Annotated in this window: 10 protein-coding genes; 5 read left to right on the plus strand and 5 right to left on the minus strand. The window is 63.0% G+C overall.

All coding sequences use genetic code 11. The features are described from left to right. Positions 1–18: 18 nt before the first annotated feature. Both HTUR_RS23005 and HTUR_RS23010 read left to right on the plus strand, forming a co-directional pair. Positions 19–2,592: a GcvT family protein gene (locus tag HTUR_RS23005; RefSeq protein ID WP_012945758.1), complete on the plus strand. Its 2,574-nt coding sequence runs from the start codon at positions 19–21 to the stop codon at positions 2,590–2,592. Positions 2,593–2,957: 365 nt separating this feature from the next. Further along, a complete protein-coding gene (locus HTUR_RS23010) occupies positions 2,958–4,727 on the plus strand; it encodes an aldehyde ferredoxin oxidoreductase family protein (RefSeq protein WP_012945759.1) in 1,770 nt (589 codons plus the stop codon). Positions 4,728–4,829: 102 nt separating this feature from the next. On the opposite strand, the gene HTUR_RS28855 is transcribed toward HTUR_RS23010, so the two are convergent. Beyond that, the gene (locus HTUR_RS28855; RefSeq protein WP_449271836.1) at positions 4,830–5,213 is read right to left on the minus strand and encodes a DUF7344 domain-containing protein; all 384 of its coding nucleotides are present in this window, start codon (positions 5,211–5,213) and stop codon (positions 4,830–4,832) included. 190 nt (positions 5,214–5,403) lie between these two features. Continuing rightward, positions 5,404–5,676 (minus strand): hypothetical protein, encoded by a 273-nt coding sequence (locus tag HTUR_RS23020; protein WP_012945761.1) that lies wholly within the window; start codon positions 5,674–5,676, stop codon positions 5,404–5,406. A 271-nt stretch (positions 5,677–5,947) separates the two neighbouring features. Between HTUR_RS23020 and HTUR_RS23025 the strand changes: the two genes are divergently transcribed. Together HTUR_RS23025 and fdhF are read left to right on the plus strand one after the other, a co-directional pair. Beyond that, positions 5,948–7,471, plus strand: coding sequence for an NADH-ubiquinone oxidoreductase-F iron-sulfur binding region domain-containing protein (locus tag HTUR_RS23025; protein WP_012945762.1), 1,524 nt, complete (start codon positions 5,948–5,950; stop codon positions 7,469–7,471). Then, positions 7,468–10,803 carry a formate dehydrogenase subunit alpha gene (gene fdhF, locus HTUR_RS23030; protein ID WP_012945763.1) on the plus strand — a complete coding sequence of 1,112 codons (3,336 nt, stop codon included), beginning with the start codon at positions 7,468–7,470 and terminating at the stop codon, positions 10,801–10,803. Before HTUR_RS23025 ends, fdhF begins: the two co-directional genes overlap by 4 nt. Before the next feature lie 329 nt (positions 10,804–11,132). On the opposite strand, the gene HTUR_RS27670 is transcribed toward fdhF, so the two are convergent. Both HTUR_RS27670 and HTUR_RS23035 read right to left on the minus strand, forming a co-directional pair. Then, complete coding sequence (locus tag HTUR_RS27670) at positions 11,133–11,294, minus strand: hypothetical protein (RefSeq protein ID WP_012945764.1); 162 nt, start codon at positions 11,292–11,294, stop codon at positions 11,133–11,135. Between the two features lie 168 nt (positions 11,295–11,462). Further along, positions 11,463–11,843: a Rid family detoxifying hydrolase gene (locus tag HTUR_RS23035; protein ID WP_012945765.1), complete on the minus strand. Its 381-nt coding sequence runs from the start codon at positions 11,841–11,843 to the stop codon at positions 11,463–11,465. 138 nt (positions 11,844–11,981) lie between these two features. Here HTUR_RS23035 and HTUR_RS23040 point away from each other — a divergent pair, with 138 nt between their 5' ends. Continuing rightward, on the plus strand, positions 11,982–13,232 hold the full coding sequence (locus HTUR_RS23040; RefSeq protein WP_012945766.1) for a serine hydroxymethyltransferase: 1,251 nt from the start codon (positions 11,982–11,984) through the stop codon (positions 13,230–13,232). A gap of 384 nt (positions 13,233–13,616) precedes the next feature. On the opposite strand, the gene HTUR_RS23045 is transcribed toward HTUR_RS23040, so the two are convergent. After that, positions 13,617–15,245: a BCCT family transporter gene (locus tag HTUR_RS23045; RefSeq protein WP_012945767.1), complete on the minus strand. Its 1,629-nt coding sequence runs from the start codon at positions 15,243–15,245 to the stop codon at positions 13,617–13,619. Positions 15,246–15,655 lie beyond the last annotated feature (410 nt).

Below are 15,655 nucleotides of genomic sequence, written 5' to 3' on the forward strand. Positions count from 1 at the left end.
ACCACGGAGTGTACAATTATGAACGCAGACGACAGCTTGCCGGACCAAGCGGACACTGTTATTGTCGGTGCCGGTATTGTCGGGTGCAACCTGGCATACCAGCTCACTGAACTCGGCCGAGACGACGTCGTCGTCGTCGATCAGGGACCGATGCCAACCACTGGCGGGTCTTCCAGCCACGCACCGGGGATCATGTTCCAGACTTCCGAGTCGAAGATCCTCTCGAAGTTCGCCAAGTACAGCCGTAACCTGTACTCGGACCTGGAAGACGACGACGGAGTTCAGGCCTACAAGGAAGTCGGCGGCATCGAGGTCGCGCGGAGCGACGAGCGGATGGACTACCTCCAGCGCCGCGTTGAGTGGGCCGAATCCTGGGGGCTCCCGAACCCGGAGGTCCTCTCGCCCGAGGAAGTAGAAGAAAAGCTGCCGCTCGTCGACACCGACGTGATCCAGGGAGGGTACTACTCACCGACTGACGGCCAGGTGTCTGGCGTCGTCGCCTGCGCTGCCCTCGCCAGAGAAGCCATGGACCGGGGAGCGAAGTTCGTTCCGCATACCCGCACCGAAGACGTCGAGACCGAGAACGGGTCGGTCAGCTCGGTTATCACCGAAAATGGGACTATCGAGTGTAACGAGGTCGTCATCGCGACGAACATCTGGGCGCGTCAGCTGGGCGAGAAACTCGACGTTCACCTCCCGGTGACGCCGGTCGAGCACCAGTACACGATGACCGAGTCGCTCGAGGATCTCGCCGACAACCGGGTCGACGTCAGCGATCACCCGCTGTACGAGAACTATAAGGGCGTCTCCGGAGACAAAACCGACCGCCTGCTCGCGAGTCCTGACCGGCCGATCCTCCGCGATCAGGACAACGCGATGTACTTCCGGACGCACGGGGACTCCTACGGAATCGGCTCGTACAACCACGAACCCATTGTACCTGATCCGCAGGACCTCGGCGGCAACGAGGAAGACGCTGAACAGGGCTCGGTCCACGAGTTCACCGAGTATCACATGAACAACGCGACGCACCCGGATCGGCCGGACAAGGCGCCCCGCCAGGCCAGCGACGAACTGCTGCCCGCCACCGAGGGGAAGGAACTCGAACACAAATACAACGGGATGTTCGCGGAGTCGCCGAACGGCCTGCCGGTGATGGGTCCGGTCCAGAAATACGACGGTCTCTGGACCGCGGCCGCCATCTGGGTCACTCACGCCGGCGGCGCCGGCAAGGCGCTCGCCGAGTGGATGGAAAACGGTATCCCTCGTCTCTCCGACGGACCGATCGACCTCCGGCACTGCAACGTCAATCGGTTCGACGCCCACGAAGGCAGCTGGGACTTCGCGCGAGACATCGGCGGCGAGGAGTACCGCATCGTCTACAACATCATGCACCCGAAGTGGGTCTGGACGGATCATCAGCGCGACATCCGCCGCACGCCGATGTACCACAGCCACAAGGAACTCGACGCCGAGCTGTGGGCCGAAGCCGGGTGGGAGGAACCGCAGTGGTTCGAGTCCAACGCCGACCTGCTCGCCGAGTACGGCGAGCAGATCCCGGACCGCGAGGGCTGGGTGGGCAAGTACTGGTCGCCCATCGAGGGCGCGGAGGCGCTCCACGTCCGCAACAAGGTCGGCCTCCACGACATGACGTCGTTCAATAAGATGGAGGTCGTCGGGAGCGATGCCGGAGACTTCGTCCAGCGCCTCTGTACGAACGACATGGACCTCGACATCGGCGACGTCCGGTACACCTTGATGTGTAACGAGGAGGGCGGCGTCCGCGCGGACATCACCGTCACGCGCGTCGACGACAACCGCTACCTCCTTCTGACGACCGGTCGTGAGGTCGGAAACAACCACGTCGCGTGGGTCCGCGAGCAGTCCCCCGAGGACGTGGTCGTCAACGACGTTACCTCCAGCCTAGCGGCGATGGTCTGTACCGGTCCGAACGCGCGGAAGGTACTCTCCGAGGTGACGGACGTGGACCTCTCCGACGAGGCGTTCCCGTTCTTCACGAGTCAGCAGTTCTTCATCAAGAACGTTCCCGTCACCGCGCTCCGGGTGTCCTACGCCGGCGAACTCGGCTGGGAGCTGTACACGCCCTCCGAGTACGGCGAGCAGCTCTGGGAGCACCTCATGGAGGCCGGCGAAGAGTACGACATTCGCCCGTACGGTAATGGTGCGCTGAACGCGCTGCGCATCGAGAAGGGCTTCCGGCTGTGGGGCGAGGACCTCCACACCGAGCACAACCCCTACGAGACGGATCTCGGATGGGCCGTCGACCTGGAGACCGACTTCATCGGGAAGGAAGCGGTCGTCGAAGCGGCCGAGGGTAACAACATCGACCACAAGGTCGCGTGCCTGACCCTCGACGACGAAGAGGCGACGATCCTCCCTCACCGTCCGATCTTCGACGGTGACGAACCGATCGGCTACGTACACAGCGCCGAGTACGGGTACACGGTCGGCGCCTGCGTCGTCTACACGTACCTCCCACCGGAGTACGCGGAGCCCGGGACCGAACTCGAGATCGAGTACGAGGGCGAACGGTACGACGCCACCGTTCGCGAGGAACCGCTCCTCGATTAAAAAGAGCGCACTCGACGGCGCAATGCGATTTTGCGTCTGACTTTTTTCTTCTCGAGGAGGCAGACGCTCTGTCGTGCGATCGGAGTGACCATCGTCAGCAAAATCAGAGTATATTCGCACTTCGATCGGGGACCCCTAGTCCGCCCGGCAGGTGCCCACGAGTTCGTCAGTGACAGTGGTAGCCCGACCCGCAACGTGACGTATCAGAGGAGTCCCCGGCGAGGTTGATAACCGTCTCGTCCAGTTCGCCGAAGCACGTCGAACGGCTGCCGGCGATGATGAGGGCCGCGCGCGGACACGGTCGTCCGCGCGGGTACTGAAGGAGACGAGGTACCTTTTTACACCGCAAGGGATACATTCAACCAATGCACCTTCGCGCGCCCGATCGACTCCTCCGCGTGGATCTCTCGACGGAGTCGGTGGAACGCGTTTCCGTCCCGGACGAGTGGCGACGACGCTACGTCGGCGGCAAGGGTCTCGGAGTCCGATACCTCTACGAGGAACTGGACGCCGATACCGATCCGCTCGGACCGAATAACGTCCTGCTGTTCATGATTGGTCCGGTCTCAGGTCTCCTTCCGGGAGAGAGTCGCTACGCGGCTATCACGAAGTCCCCTCTGACCGGGGGCTTTCTCGACTCGTACGCCGGAGGGACGTTCCCGGCAGTGCTCGCGGGTGCGTTACGCGACGCCGGCGGCATCCTCGTCACCGGCCGGGCGTCAGAGCCAGTCCGACTCGTCGTGACGAACGGAGACGTGAATATCGAACCGGCCGAGACCTGGGGAGCAGATACCGTCACCACTGACGAGCATTTTTCCGACGCCGCAGTCGCCTGTGTCGGTCCCGCAGGGGAGAACCAGGTCGCCTACGCGACCATTTCGTCCGACGCCGGCAACCACCACGCCGGTCGGGGCGGCGCGGGCGCCGTGATGGGTGCCAAGCGGCTCAAGGCTGTCGTCGCCCGGGGCGATCCCCCGTCGAGCCTCGAGAATCTGCGCGAACGGTACGCGGAACGCTATCGCGAATCAGACACCGGGAAGTGGCTGCAAGCGAGCGGCACCGTCGAAACGGTCGACTTTGCCAACGAGACCGGCGTCCTCCCGACGCGCGGATGGCAAGACGGGCAGTTCGAGGGCGCAGACGACATCGGCATCGCCGCCGTCCGCGAACTGGCGCGAGAGCGGGAGTACCCGGACGACGAAGACCCCGGAGGGTACCGCGTCGAGACTGACGCGGGCGAGAGCATTCCCCGCGGTGCGACGGCGATGACGCTCGGCGCGGGCCTGGGCATCGACGATTTCGACGCCGTGGCGGAACTCGGGGCGACGTGTGACCGATTCGGTCTCGATCTGATCAGCGCCGGAAACACCGTCGCATGGGCCGTCCGTGCCAGCGAGGCGGACCTACTAGATCACTCGTTTACGTTCGGTACTCCCGACGACGCACGATCACTGCTCCGCGACATCGCAACTCGAGAGACGACGCTCGGAGACACACTGGCGGAGGGAGTCGACGCGGCGGCCGAACGGTTCGGCGGCGACGATCTCGTGCCGACGGTCAAAGCGATGGAACTGCCCGCGTACGATCCCCGGGGCGCCGAAAGCATGGCGCTGGCCTATGCCACGAGTGATCGCGGCGCCTGCCACCGGCGAGCGATCCCGATCGAGCGGGAGATCTTCGAGAACTGGAGTCCGGGGCGGGCCGCCCGCGCCGTCGTAACTGAACAGGACCAGCGCTCGATTCTCTGGTGCCTGATCGTCGACGACTTCGTCGGCGACGTCTTCGAGGATCTCGGCGCCGAGTGGCTGGACGCCGTGGGGTTGGACACCGACGGAGACCTGCAGACGATCGGGGAGCGCATCTGGACGCTCACCCGGTTGTTCAACGTTCGCGAGGGGATCTCTCGAGCGGACGACGAACTACCGCCCGCGCTCCGAAAACCCCTGGAGTCGGGGCCGAACGACGGGCAGGCGGTAGACGAGGACCGTTTCGAAGCGATGCTCGACGCCTATTACGCGGAGCGCGGGTGGGGAGCCGACGGTCGACCGGCCCGCGAGACGGTCGGTCGTCTCGGATTGGACGAGGTCGTCGACGACGAGACGCCGCTGGCCGAGCGACCCCTGGAACGGAAGTGATTGTCGCAACGGCCACTGTTCCGTCGGGACGCCAGGCAGTCGCGGCCGAACCGTTTCGGCGCTCATCCGGCACCAGTCCGGACGAAACCGGTCGCTTGGTAACTACAGCGGCCAGTCGTCGGCAACGTCCAGAAGCGGACGTAGCTCCGCAGCGTTCCGTGTTAGCGTGACTGTGTTCTGGACCTGATCGTACTCGACGATATCCGCGGCTGCTAGTTTCGGAATGTCTGCGTGATAGAGCGATACGTAGACGTCTTTCGCATCCTCTTTCGAGACATCGGTCGTCCCGGTGCCGTTCTCCGAAGCGGCGACTTCATCTGCCAGGTCCGCCAACGCCATCGGGTTGTCGACCGGTAGCAGGCATCGAAGCACGCACCGACGGCGCTCGTTCGACAGAATCTCGAGCGCGGTATCCGCTGCTATTGATTCGATATCGGTGGGATCCGGCCCCGGGGCTGCAGTCGAACAGGGAGTGTTATCCGGCATTATAACTACGTACCTCCGTATTATGCTAAAAGTGTGTTGGTGAGGGAGAATTATATTTCTCAATGACCAAATACAGAATTGGGAAAGCAAATACTATCGGCCATCTTATATTTTATAGTCTGCACCACGGAACAGCGTGTGGTCGCGTTACCCGAGAGGATTCGGCCACGAAATCCCGGCCGTCAAGCGCTCACCGAAGCTCCATTTGCTCGGCGCGCTCGACCGCGAGATCGGCGATCTCCTCGACAGGGCTGTCGGAACGGTCGGCGAGTACGCGCACCAGCATGCCGAGCTGAACCGCTGCGGCTTCCCGAAGTTCGGCCGCTTCCTCGGTATCGTTACCGAAATAGTACTCGTGGCGGCCGTTCTCGTGGACGATACCAGTGTACACCGAACGGAGATCGTTACCGGAGACTGCCTCCGCCGCTTCCGTTTTGACTTCCTCGAATCGGGGGTTCGTCATCGTACCTGATATGAGCCCAGAGGATCCTAACCTCTTTGATAAGCTAAGTGAATGGTCGGCGAGGGATCGACTCGCGTCGGGCCGTTGGAACCAAGTTGGCCGTGAGCGGGTATGGGGAGACGAATCCGTAACAGGGAACATCGAACCCCCAACGGCTCGATTGTGACACACCGATGACTTCAGTCGCGTATTTTGCACCCGTTATTATGCAAAATGCTTACAGTAGTCCGGTCATGAGTGTTTTTATCCCTGCGATTCAACGGTATAACCAATGAAACGGGGTACAAGCACCGCTGATCGCTCACCTCTCGTTCGCGTCGCGACCGACGTAGCGGCGAACGGCGACGAACAGGTCGTGACGGCGATGCGAGACGAAGCCGATTCGATACCGGTGGTCCGCACGGGACCGACCGGTGCGACGGGGAGCGAACCGCTCGTCGTGGCGACACGCGAGGGACGGACGGCGTTCTTCGCCGACCCGAAGCCGTCGACCGCCCAGAACATCGTCGACACGCTGGAAGACGGAGCCATCCCAGCGGATGGCGCTGACGCGGTCGTCGAACACGGGTCCGAGACGACGACGATCCCGATCCCGAACACGGGACCGCTCTCGATCGGTCAGCGGTCGGTGCTCGGCCGGTGTGGATGGGCCGATCCTCTCGATCCGAAAGAGTGGCCGATCGTCTCGTCTGAACGAACCGCCGAGACGGTGACGGATATCGGACTCCTCGGTCGGGGTCGCGGCGACGCCGCCGCCGATGACCCCGTCACCGACGTGTGGGAGACCGCGCGGGACGCGGACGGAGACCCGGTCGTGGTTGCCAATGCGAACGAGACGCGCGACGAACAGCGAGCGGACGAGGTGCTGCTCGGCGGAGCGCCGATAGCCGTCCTCGACGGGATAGCCGCCGTCGCCGAGTACGTGGGTGCCGACGACGCCGTCGTCTACCTGAACGAGGAGGATAGCCACCTGCATCGACACCTCCGCGAAGCGATCGATGCAGTCGCCGGCGAACTGCCGATCGTTCCGCAGCTGGTGGCCGGCCCCGACGAGTACCGCGCCGGCGCCCCGACGGCCGCGCTCGAGGCGATGGAAGGCGCCGACCGCATCGAACCGCGTCTCCAGCCGCCGTCACCCGCCGAGTACGGTCTCTACGGGCGGCCGACGGTCATCCACACGCCGCGGACGTTCGCACAGGTACGGCGGGCTATCCGCGATTCGGACGCGTTCGACGCGGATGCCGCCGATCCGGGAACCCGGCTGATCACCGTCGCTGGCGACGTCGCCGATCCGGCGACCATCGAACTCCCGTCAGACAGCAGCCTTTCGGTGGTACGAGACGCCGTCGAACTGACGGGCTCGTTCAAGATGGCCTGCGTCGGCGGCGTTCTCGGCGGCATTACGCGAAGCCTCGACGTCGCTCCGACCGCACAGTCGCTCGCTGCAGCCGGTCTCGGGACCGACGGCGTGGTCGAACTGCTGAACGACGACCGGTGCGTAGTCGCCGATGTCGGCGAGCGCGCCCGATTCGCGTCCACCGAGAACAGCGGCCGCTGCGTGCCCGGCCGCGAAGGGACGAAACAGCTCACCGAACTCCTGCGAGACGTCTACCAGGGATCGCTCGAGGCCGACACGATCCGCGAACTGGGTCGAGTGATGGCTCGGTCGAGCAACTGCCAGATCGGCGCTCACGCGCCCCGCCCCGTGACGACCGCGATCGACGAGTTCGAACCGGAGTTCCATGCACACGCCGACGGTCGCTGTCCCAGCGGTACCTGTACTGAGAAACTATGAGCACTGACGACACACTTCCAGGCGTTCCCGATATCGAAGACTCGCAACCAAATACGCCGGTCTCCGCCACGTTCGAGACCGGCACCGCGAACGACCCCGCCGTCGGTACCGACGGCGACGAGCCGACGACGGTGACGATCAACGGCGAACCGGTGACCGTCCCGCCGGGTTCGACCGTTATCGACGCGATGCAGGCCGTCAGCGACGAGACGGTCAGCGTCGACCCCGGCGAGGACGGCGTTGATGACGACGCCGATGTCCCTGCACTCTGCTACTACGACCGCGACGGCGACTGCAGCGGCGAGATCGGTCCGCGGAGCGAGTGCCGGACCTGCATGGTCGAGACCGACGAGCACGGCCTCGTTCCCTCGTGTTCGTTCCCGGCCGAGGAGGGGCTCTCCGTGCAGACGGATACCCCCGATGCCGAAGAGACGCGCAGCGTCAACCTCGATCTGGTCCTCTCGAACCACAACCTCCGGTGTACGACCTGCAACGGCAACGGCCGCTGTGAACTACAGGACACCGCAATCAGCGAGGGCGTCGACCATCCGCGCTATGGCGTCTTTGACGATCGTGACGAGTACGAACCGCTCGACGACAGTTCGTCGTTCATCCAGATCGACCGGAACAAGTGCATCCTCTGTAACCGGTGTGTCGAGGGATGTAACGACGTCCAGGTCGAGGGCGTGCTCCGCATCGAGGGCCACGGCGAGGATACCCGGATCGGCTTCCAGTCCGACGCCGAGACGATGGCCGAGTCCGACTGCGTTTCCTGCGGTCACTGCGCGACTGTCTGTCCGACAGGCGCGCTGACAGAGAAGGACATCGGCGGCGCGGCGACGCTTCCGCTTCCAGGGTTCACCCAGCGCAACTCCATCGGGACGGTTATCGAGCATGAAGAAGTCGAAACGCTCGACGACACGACGGCACCGAATCGCTCGCCCGACCCCGGCGGAGAGAGTCGGATCGGAGCCGGCCCCAGCGTGAGTCCAGACGATCGAAGCGGCGTCGCACGGTTTATGTCACAGAGCAGGCGCCGTGCGATGGACATCGCCACCGAGTACGGTCACAAAGCCATGTTGGCGGGCGAACACACCGCCGAAAACATCGCGACGAAGGTGCTCCCCGAGGGGAGATTGTTCGACGTCGCGTCGACCGTGAGCGACTACCGCCTCGGCAAGATCGACAAGGAGGAGACGACGTGCGGGTTCTGTGCTGTTGGCTGCCGATTCGAGATGTGGGGCAAAGACGGCGACGCGATCGGTGTCCAACCCGTCGAAGACCCCGCGAAGGCGCCCGCTAACAACTTCTCGACCTGCGTGAAAGGGAAGTTCGGCCACGAGTTCGCCAACAGCGACGAGCGGATCACGGAACCGCTTGTTCGCAACGAGGACGGCGAGTTCGAGACGGCGTCCTGGGACGAGGCGCTCGATCGCGTCGCGAGCGGGCTGCGCGCGATCCAGGACGAACACGGCATCGACGCCGTCGGCTGTCTCGCGTCCTCGAAGGGGAGCAACGAAGAGGCGTATCTCGTCCAGAAGTTCGCGCGACAGGTTCTCGGAACGAAAAACATCGACAACTGTGCGCGGCTCTGTCACTCGACGACGGTGGCGGCGCTACAACAGACGCTCGGGTACGGCGCTATGACCAACCGCATCAACGAGGACGTCGGCGAGGCCGACGCCTACCTCATCACCGGGTCGAACACGACGGAGTCGCACCCGGTTTTGGCGACCCGTATCAAGCAAAACGTCCGAGACGGCGCCGACCTGATCGTCTTCGATCCCCGTGAGGTCAACATCGCAGAGCACGCCGACCAGTACACACGGACCAGACCTGGGTATGACGTCGCCTGGATCAACGGTCTCATCCGATATATCATTGAGAACGACCTCCACGATGAGGCGTTCATCGAACGTAACACGAAGGGATTCGAGAAAGTCAAGGAGAAGGTACAGGCGTTCACACCCGAGAACGTCGAAGAGCTGGCTGGCGTTCCGCCTGCAGAGCTGAAGTCCGCCGCCGAGACGCTCGCCGAGGCCGATACCGTCGTCTTCGGCTGGGCGATGGGAATGACCCAGTCCAGCCACGGCACGCAGAACCTCCTCGCGATGGCCGACCTCGCCCTCACGCTCGGCCAGGTCGGCAAGCCCGGGGCCGGGCTCTCACCTTTCCGGGGGCAGAACAACGTGCAGGGCGGCGGCGGCGACATGGGAACGCTTCCTGGAAGCCTGCCGGGCTATCAGGATCCAGCGGACGCCGAGGTCGCCGAAAAGTTCGAAAAAGCGTGGGGCGAGCGCCCGCCCGAGGAGCCGGGGCTCAAGGTGCCGGAGATGCTCTCGGAGGCTCACGAAGGCAACCTGCGTGGAATGTACGTCGTCGGGGAGAATCCCGCGTTGTCCGAACCCGACATCCAGCACGCCGAAGCGGCACTCGAGAAACTCGAGTTCCTCGTCGTTCAGGACATCTTCATGACGGAGACGGCGACTCACGCGGACGTGATCTTGCCCGCAGCGACGTCGCCGGAGAAACACGGCACGTTCACTAACACCGAGCGCCGCATCCAGCGGGTGCGCCCAACTGCGACACCGCCCGGGACGGCGCGCCAAGACTGGGAGATCACTCAGGACCTGGCCAACCGGCTCGGGTATAGCTGGGACTACGACCACCCGCGGGAGATCATGGACGAGATCAGCGACCTGGTCCCGATCTACGGCGGTGTCAGCTACGACCGCCTCGAGTCGGGCGACGAGCACGGACTCCAGTGGCCCTGCTGGGACGAAGACCACCCCGGAACGCCATACCTCTACGATTACGAGGACGGAGAGTTCAACTTCGACGACGGTATGGCTCGCTTCGTGCCCGCGGACGGTGGACACCCCGGCGAGCTGCCCGACGAAGAGTATCCGCTCACGCTCACCTCCGGGCGGGTGCTCTACCACTGGCACACCGGCCAGATCACCCGGCGCGTCGAGGGGCTCATGAGCCACGTCGGCGAGAGCTTCGTCGAGATCAACCCGTCGACGGCCGACGAACTCGGCGTCGCCGACGGCGAGTACGTCCAGGTCGAGTCGCGCCGCGGAGACATCGTCGTCAAGGCGAACGTAACCGACCGCGTCGGCGAGGGAACGTTGTTCATCCCGATGCACTTCGCTGCCGGCGCGGTCAACAAGCTCACTCAGGAGAGCTTTGACCCGCACACGGGAATTCCCGAGTACAAGGTGTCCAGCGTCCGCGTCGAGCCGCTCGGATCGGAGGCCAATCCGGACGTGTTGCGGGCGCCCGACGCTGGAGCCGATAGCGACGGCGGAACCGCAGTCAGCGACGACTGATCGTCGCGGACATCTCGCTCGTCGACTGCTTCTGTTCGAGCGAACTTCTCGTATCGGAGCCATCACGAAGGCACCGAATCACCGCCCGGTTCGGACGCTCTCGAGTCGCACGAGCTGAAAAACGAACGCTGACCACCGAGCCTCTCGCCGGCCGTGTCGCGAGAATCAGTCTGCCGATTCGTTCGGCCGGCTTCCCTTTACGGCCTCGTCTCGCGTCTGGTCGGGGAGTCAGCCCGATTTTCTCGGAGGGCATGACCGACGAGGACTGACGACGTAGATTGCCGCGTACGCTCGGAACACGGATAGGGAACTTCGGCCGAGTTGATCAGTCAGGACGCGCCGTAGCCGACGTCCTCTCGAAGTTCGTCCCACGATTCGTGGAACCCGTACGTCGCCTCTGACTCTGTACTGATAGTGTTCTGATACACGTCGTCGTACTGTAATAACTGCGTCCAGCCGTCGTGGTATCGGTAGCTACAGTATTGGCACATGAACGACCATATCACGCCGGATGGAAAAGGCGTATCGGTGAAATCGAGCACCGGCCGACTGTACCGGAGTCGATAACCCAGTCATACCCTCATTGTCAGAAAGCCGCCAGCAGCGTCCGTGCGGACGCGTCACGCTGCGGACGATCGATCCCTCGTGACCGACAGAGACTACTCGATTACCGCGAGCGCCTCGATTTCGACTGCGGCGCCTTTGGGAACGCGGCCGACCTCGACGGCGCTTCTGGCGGGCGGCTCTTCGTCGAAGAACTCGCTGTACGCCTGGTTGAACTCGTCGAAGTCGTCGATATCGTCGAGGAACACGGTCGTCTTGAGGACGTCGTCCATCGATCCCCCTTCGGACTGGAGAATCGCGCTGACGTTTTCGAGACATTGTCGAGTCTGTTCACCGACCGACGCATCGTCGAGGAGTTCTCCGTCGGTTGTAAGCGGGAGTTGACCTGCGGTGAAAAGCAGCTCACCGTTCGTAGTTGCCTGACTGTACGCGCCCACGGCTGCCGGAGCATCGTCGGTACTGATTGCGCGCTTCATAGACACCGATATCCGCTCCTGTATCTTAAAGGCAGGTAGCGCGCGGGCTCGCCAGCATATACCATCATATGTATTACTTTTTGAGGTTGGAAGCCCGCTGCACGCAAGATACTTACCGTCCATAATCGATGTCTAGATATGGCGTTCAAACAATCGCTCGAGCAGATAGATCCGAATACGGCCGAGGCTATCGACCTCGAGCGTGAACGGCAGGAATCGACGCTGGGGATGATCGCCTCCGAGAATCACGTCTCGAAAGCCGTGCTCGAAGCACAGGGGAGCGTCCTCACGAATAAGTACGCCGAGGGATACCCCGGCGGGAGATACTACGGCGGCTGCCAACACGTCGACACCGTCGAGGAACTCGCTATCGAACGCGCGAAGGAACTGTTCGGGGTCGACCACGCCAACGTGCAACCCCACAGCGGCACGCAGGCCAACATGGGCGTGTACTTCTCCGTGCTCGAACCGGGCGACAAGATCCTATCGCTGTCGCTGTCGCACGGCGGACACCTCTCTCACGGCCACAACGTCAACTTCTCGGGACAGCTCTACGACGTCGAACAGTACGAGGTCGATCCCGAGACGGGGTACATCGATTACGACGAACTCGAGAGCCTCGCGCGCGAGTTCGACCCGGACATCATCGTTAGCGGCTCCTCGGCGTATCCTCGCGAATTCGAGTACGAACGTATCGGCGATATCGCGGACGCGGTCGACGCCTACCACCTCGCGGACATCGCTCACGTGACGGGGCTCGTCGCCGCCGGCGTTCACGCCTCGCCCGTCGAACACGCGGAGTTCGTCACCGGAAGCACCCACAAGACGATCCGCGCCGGCCGCGGCGGGATCATCATGTGCGACGAAGAGTTCGCGGACGACATCAACTCCGCCGTGTTTCCCGGCGCGCAGGGCGGGCCGCTGATGCACAGCGTGGCCGGCAAGGCCGCAGGGTTCGCAGAAGCGAGCACCGATGAGTTCCAGTCCTATGCCGTGCAGACCATAGCTAACGCGAATACGCTCGCCGACGAGTTCGACGACCGAGGACTCTCGCTGGTGAGCGGTGGAACGGACAAGCACCTCATGCTCGTAGACCTCCGCGACTCCCACCCAGACATCACGGGAGAGGAGGCCGAAGAGCTACTGTCCGACGTCGGCATCATCGTCAACAAGAACACCGTACCCGGTGAAACGCGGTCGCCGATGGTGACCAGCGGGATCCGCGTCGGCACGCCGGCGCTCACGACCCGGGGATTCGGAGAAAAGGAGATGGAGACCGTTGCCGACCTCATCGTGGACGTACTCGACAATCCCGAAGACGAGGACGTTCATGACCGAGCCGCCTCGACGGTCGAACACCTTTGCCAGGAGTTTCCCATCTACGGGTAGCGGGCAGGCTATCGCTCCTCGAGTACGCGCTACTCTTTTTAAGAGGTTCGACCAGTAACGCCGTTACGGTCGGTCTTTTCGAGAGCTGATACGGTCGACAACCACCCGTGACTCCGGACTGCGATCGAGGGCACATCGTGTATACGATGACTCGAGGCCTGCCGCCTCGAGCGACGGACGCTCTGACCGAACTGCGCGACGCTGTTTGCCGCTGTGCAGTCCAGGTTATCGTGCCCCGCGACGTCAACGGAGGAGTGAGGTGAGCAGACGGCAACGTCGGTGAAGACAGATCGCCGTGCAACGAGAAGGAGAACTAGGGCGACGTCGTCTGCACTGATGCGCTCCCGTCGCCGCGACCGGACGGTCTACTCAGTTCACGGCTGATCAATCATCATCCGACTCTCGAGCTGCTGTCTCCCCTGAAGCGTCGAGTCTCGCGGACTGATTCGACGCGGAATCCGAACGATCAGTGTCGAAGAACACCGGGTGGATATCGTGACAGGGATAGCTGATCGCCAGCACCGCGAGGATGGTGATGACGGCGAAGGGACCGCCGGTGATAATCGACGCCGCTTGGAGCGCGTCGACGCCGCCGACGACCATCAGCAGGGACGCCAGTGCCCCGACCAGGGCGCCCCAGATCACGCGGTTGATCGTGGACGGCTCGAGTTCGCCGCCGGTGGTGAGCATTCCCAGCGCCAGCGTCGAGGAGTCCGCCGACGTGACGAAGAACGTCGTGATCAGCAGCAGGAAAAGGAGGTTCAGTACGTCGCCGGCGGGTAATGCTTCGAACAGTGGGTACCCGGAGCCGGCGACGCCATACTCGGAGATGACCCCCAGGATATCCGCCGCGTTGGTCGACTGTTCCGTGATCGCGATGCTACCCATGATCCCGAACCAAGGGATCGTCACCGCCGTCGACGCCAAGACGCCGGTGACGACTACCTGACGGATCGTACGGCCCCGCGAAACGCGGGCGATGAACAGCCCAACGAACGGCGTCCAGGAGAACCACCAGGCCCAGTAGAAGATGGTCCAGTTACCGACCCAGCTCGCATCGTTGCCCGCGTTCATGAAGAAACTCATCGCGACGAACTGATTGATATACTGTCCGAGCGCTTCCGTCGTGACCGACATGATGTACGCTGACGGGCCCAGCACGAACGTCAGAAGCATGACTACCACGAATAGCCCCATATTGAACCGGGACACCCGACGGACTCCCTTCTCGATACCCACCGTCACTGACAGCGTAAACGCGATCGTCAGGCCGACAATCGCCAGAATCGTTCCGGTGTCACCGACCGATACCCCGGTAGTGTACTCGATACCGGTCAGGAACTGACTCCCGACGAACCCGAGCGTCGTCGCGATACCGCCGAGGGTGGCGAACACCGCGAGGATGTCGACCAGTTTCGCCCAGACGCTGTCCAGGTTGTCGATGCCCAAGAATGGAGTGAGCACCGTCGAGACGCGCATGGGCGCGTCGTGCCGGTACGTGTAGAACGCTATGGGAAGCGACATGATAGCGTACGCGGCCCACGCAGAAAGCCCCCAGTGGAAGAACGTGTACCGGACAGCACCGACCGCTGCGTCGGCCGTCTGCGACTCGGCGCCGACGAGCGGCGGAACCGTGTCGTAGTGAAAGATCGCCTCCGCTGGGCCCCAGAACACGATCCCTGCGCCGATCCCGGCCGAGTACAGCATCGCGAAGTACGACAAGAAGCTGTACTGTGGCTCCTCGTCCGGCTTGCCGAGCTTGACGTTCCCCCACGGACCGAACACCAGGAACAGCGCGAACGCCACGATGAAGAACATCGCGAGGAGGTACATCCAGCCGACTTTTTCCTCCACCAACGAGTTCACACGCTTGACGGCGCTGGCGGCGGCGTCCGGCATCAGAGCGAAGGCGATGACTGCTACCAGCGCTGTGAGGAACCCGACGAGAAACACGGGAGCGTCGAGCTCGTTCGCGAACCGAGCGAAGCGACCGTCTGGATCAGAGTTACCCATACGAAATCACTTGTCCTGGTCGTGCGCTGTGCGCGTCGACGTGAACTCGAACGATCTCGCGACACTGTTCTCGCTTCGCACGTCGACTCCCGTTTTACCCGCTTGCGCGGTGCTCATGTCTCGAGTTAGCATGCGGCTACCCTATCTCCTAAAGTTCCGTAATAAGATATAAACCCACCGAGATATTATTACCTCCTCACTATACTAAAAATTAATAGTGTTTCTTTTTCGCGGTGGATCATCCACTAATTGTGCTTTCGCTCCTATTTTCGGTTCATGTCTTCGACCGGGTACCCCTCCGGATAGAGACGCGAATTCGTCGCGGAATAGTCTTTCTCGCGGTCTCGAACGAGTAGGAACGGACTGTCCCGAATTACCGTCCTCAGAATCGCGTCGCGGTTCTGATCGGC

It is taken from the genome of Haloterrigena turkmenica DSM 5511, from assembly GCF_000025325.1.
GTDB lineage: Archaea > Halobacteriota > Halobacteria > Halobacteriales > Natrialbaceae > Haloterrigena > Haloterrigena turkmenica.

Coding starts and splice junctions, on each gene's coding strand:
- HTUR_RS23045 (WP_012945767.1), bottom strand. CDS start 15,245: ATGGGTAACTCTGATCCAGACGGTCGCTTCGCTCGGTTCGCGAACGAG.
- HTUR_RS27670 (WP_012945764.1), bottom strand. CDS start 11,294: ATGTGCCAATACTGTAGCTACCGATACCACGACGGCTGGACGCAGTTA.
- HTUR_RS23025 (WP_012945762.1), top strand. CDS start 5,948: ATGAAACGGGGTACAAGCACCGCTGATCGCTCACCTCTCGTTCGCGTC.
- HTUR_RS23040 (WP_012945766.1), top strand. CDS start 11,982: ATGGCGTTCAAACAATCGCTCGAGCAGATAGATCCGAATACGGCCGAG.
- HTUR_RS28855 (WP_449271836.1), bottom strand. CDS start 5,213: ATGCCGGATAACACTCCCTGTTCGACTGCAGCCCCGGGGCCGGATCCC.
- HTUR_RS23020 (WP_012945761.1), bottom strand. CDS start 5,676: ATGACGAACCCCCGATTCGAGGAAGTCAAAACGGAAGCGGCGGAGGCA.
- HTUR_RS23035 (WP_012945765.1), bottom strand. CDS start 11,843: ATGAAGCGCGCAATCAGTACCGACGATGCTCCGGCAGCCGTGGGCGCG.
- HTUR_RS23010 (WP_012945759.1), top strand. CDS start 2,958: ATGCACCTTCGCGCGCCCGATCGACTCCTCCGCGTGGATCTCTCGACG.
- fdhF (WP_012945763.1), top strand. CDS start 7,468: ATGAGCACTGACGACACACTTCCAGGCGTTCCCGATATCGAAGACTCG.
- HTUR_RS23005 (WP_012945758.1), top strand. CDS start 19: ATGAACGCAGACGACAGCTTGCCGGACCAAGCGGACACTGTTATTGTC.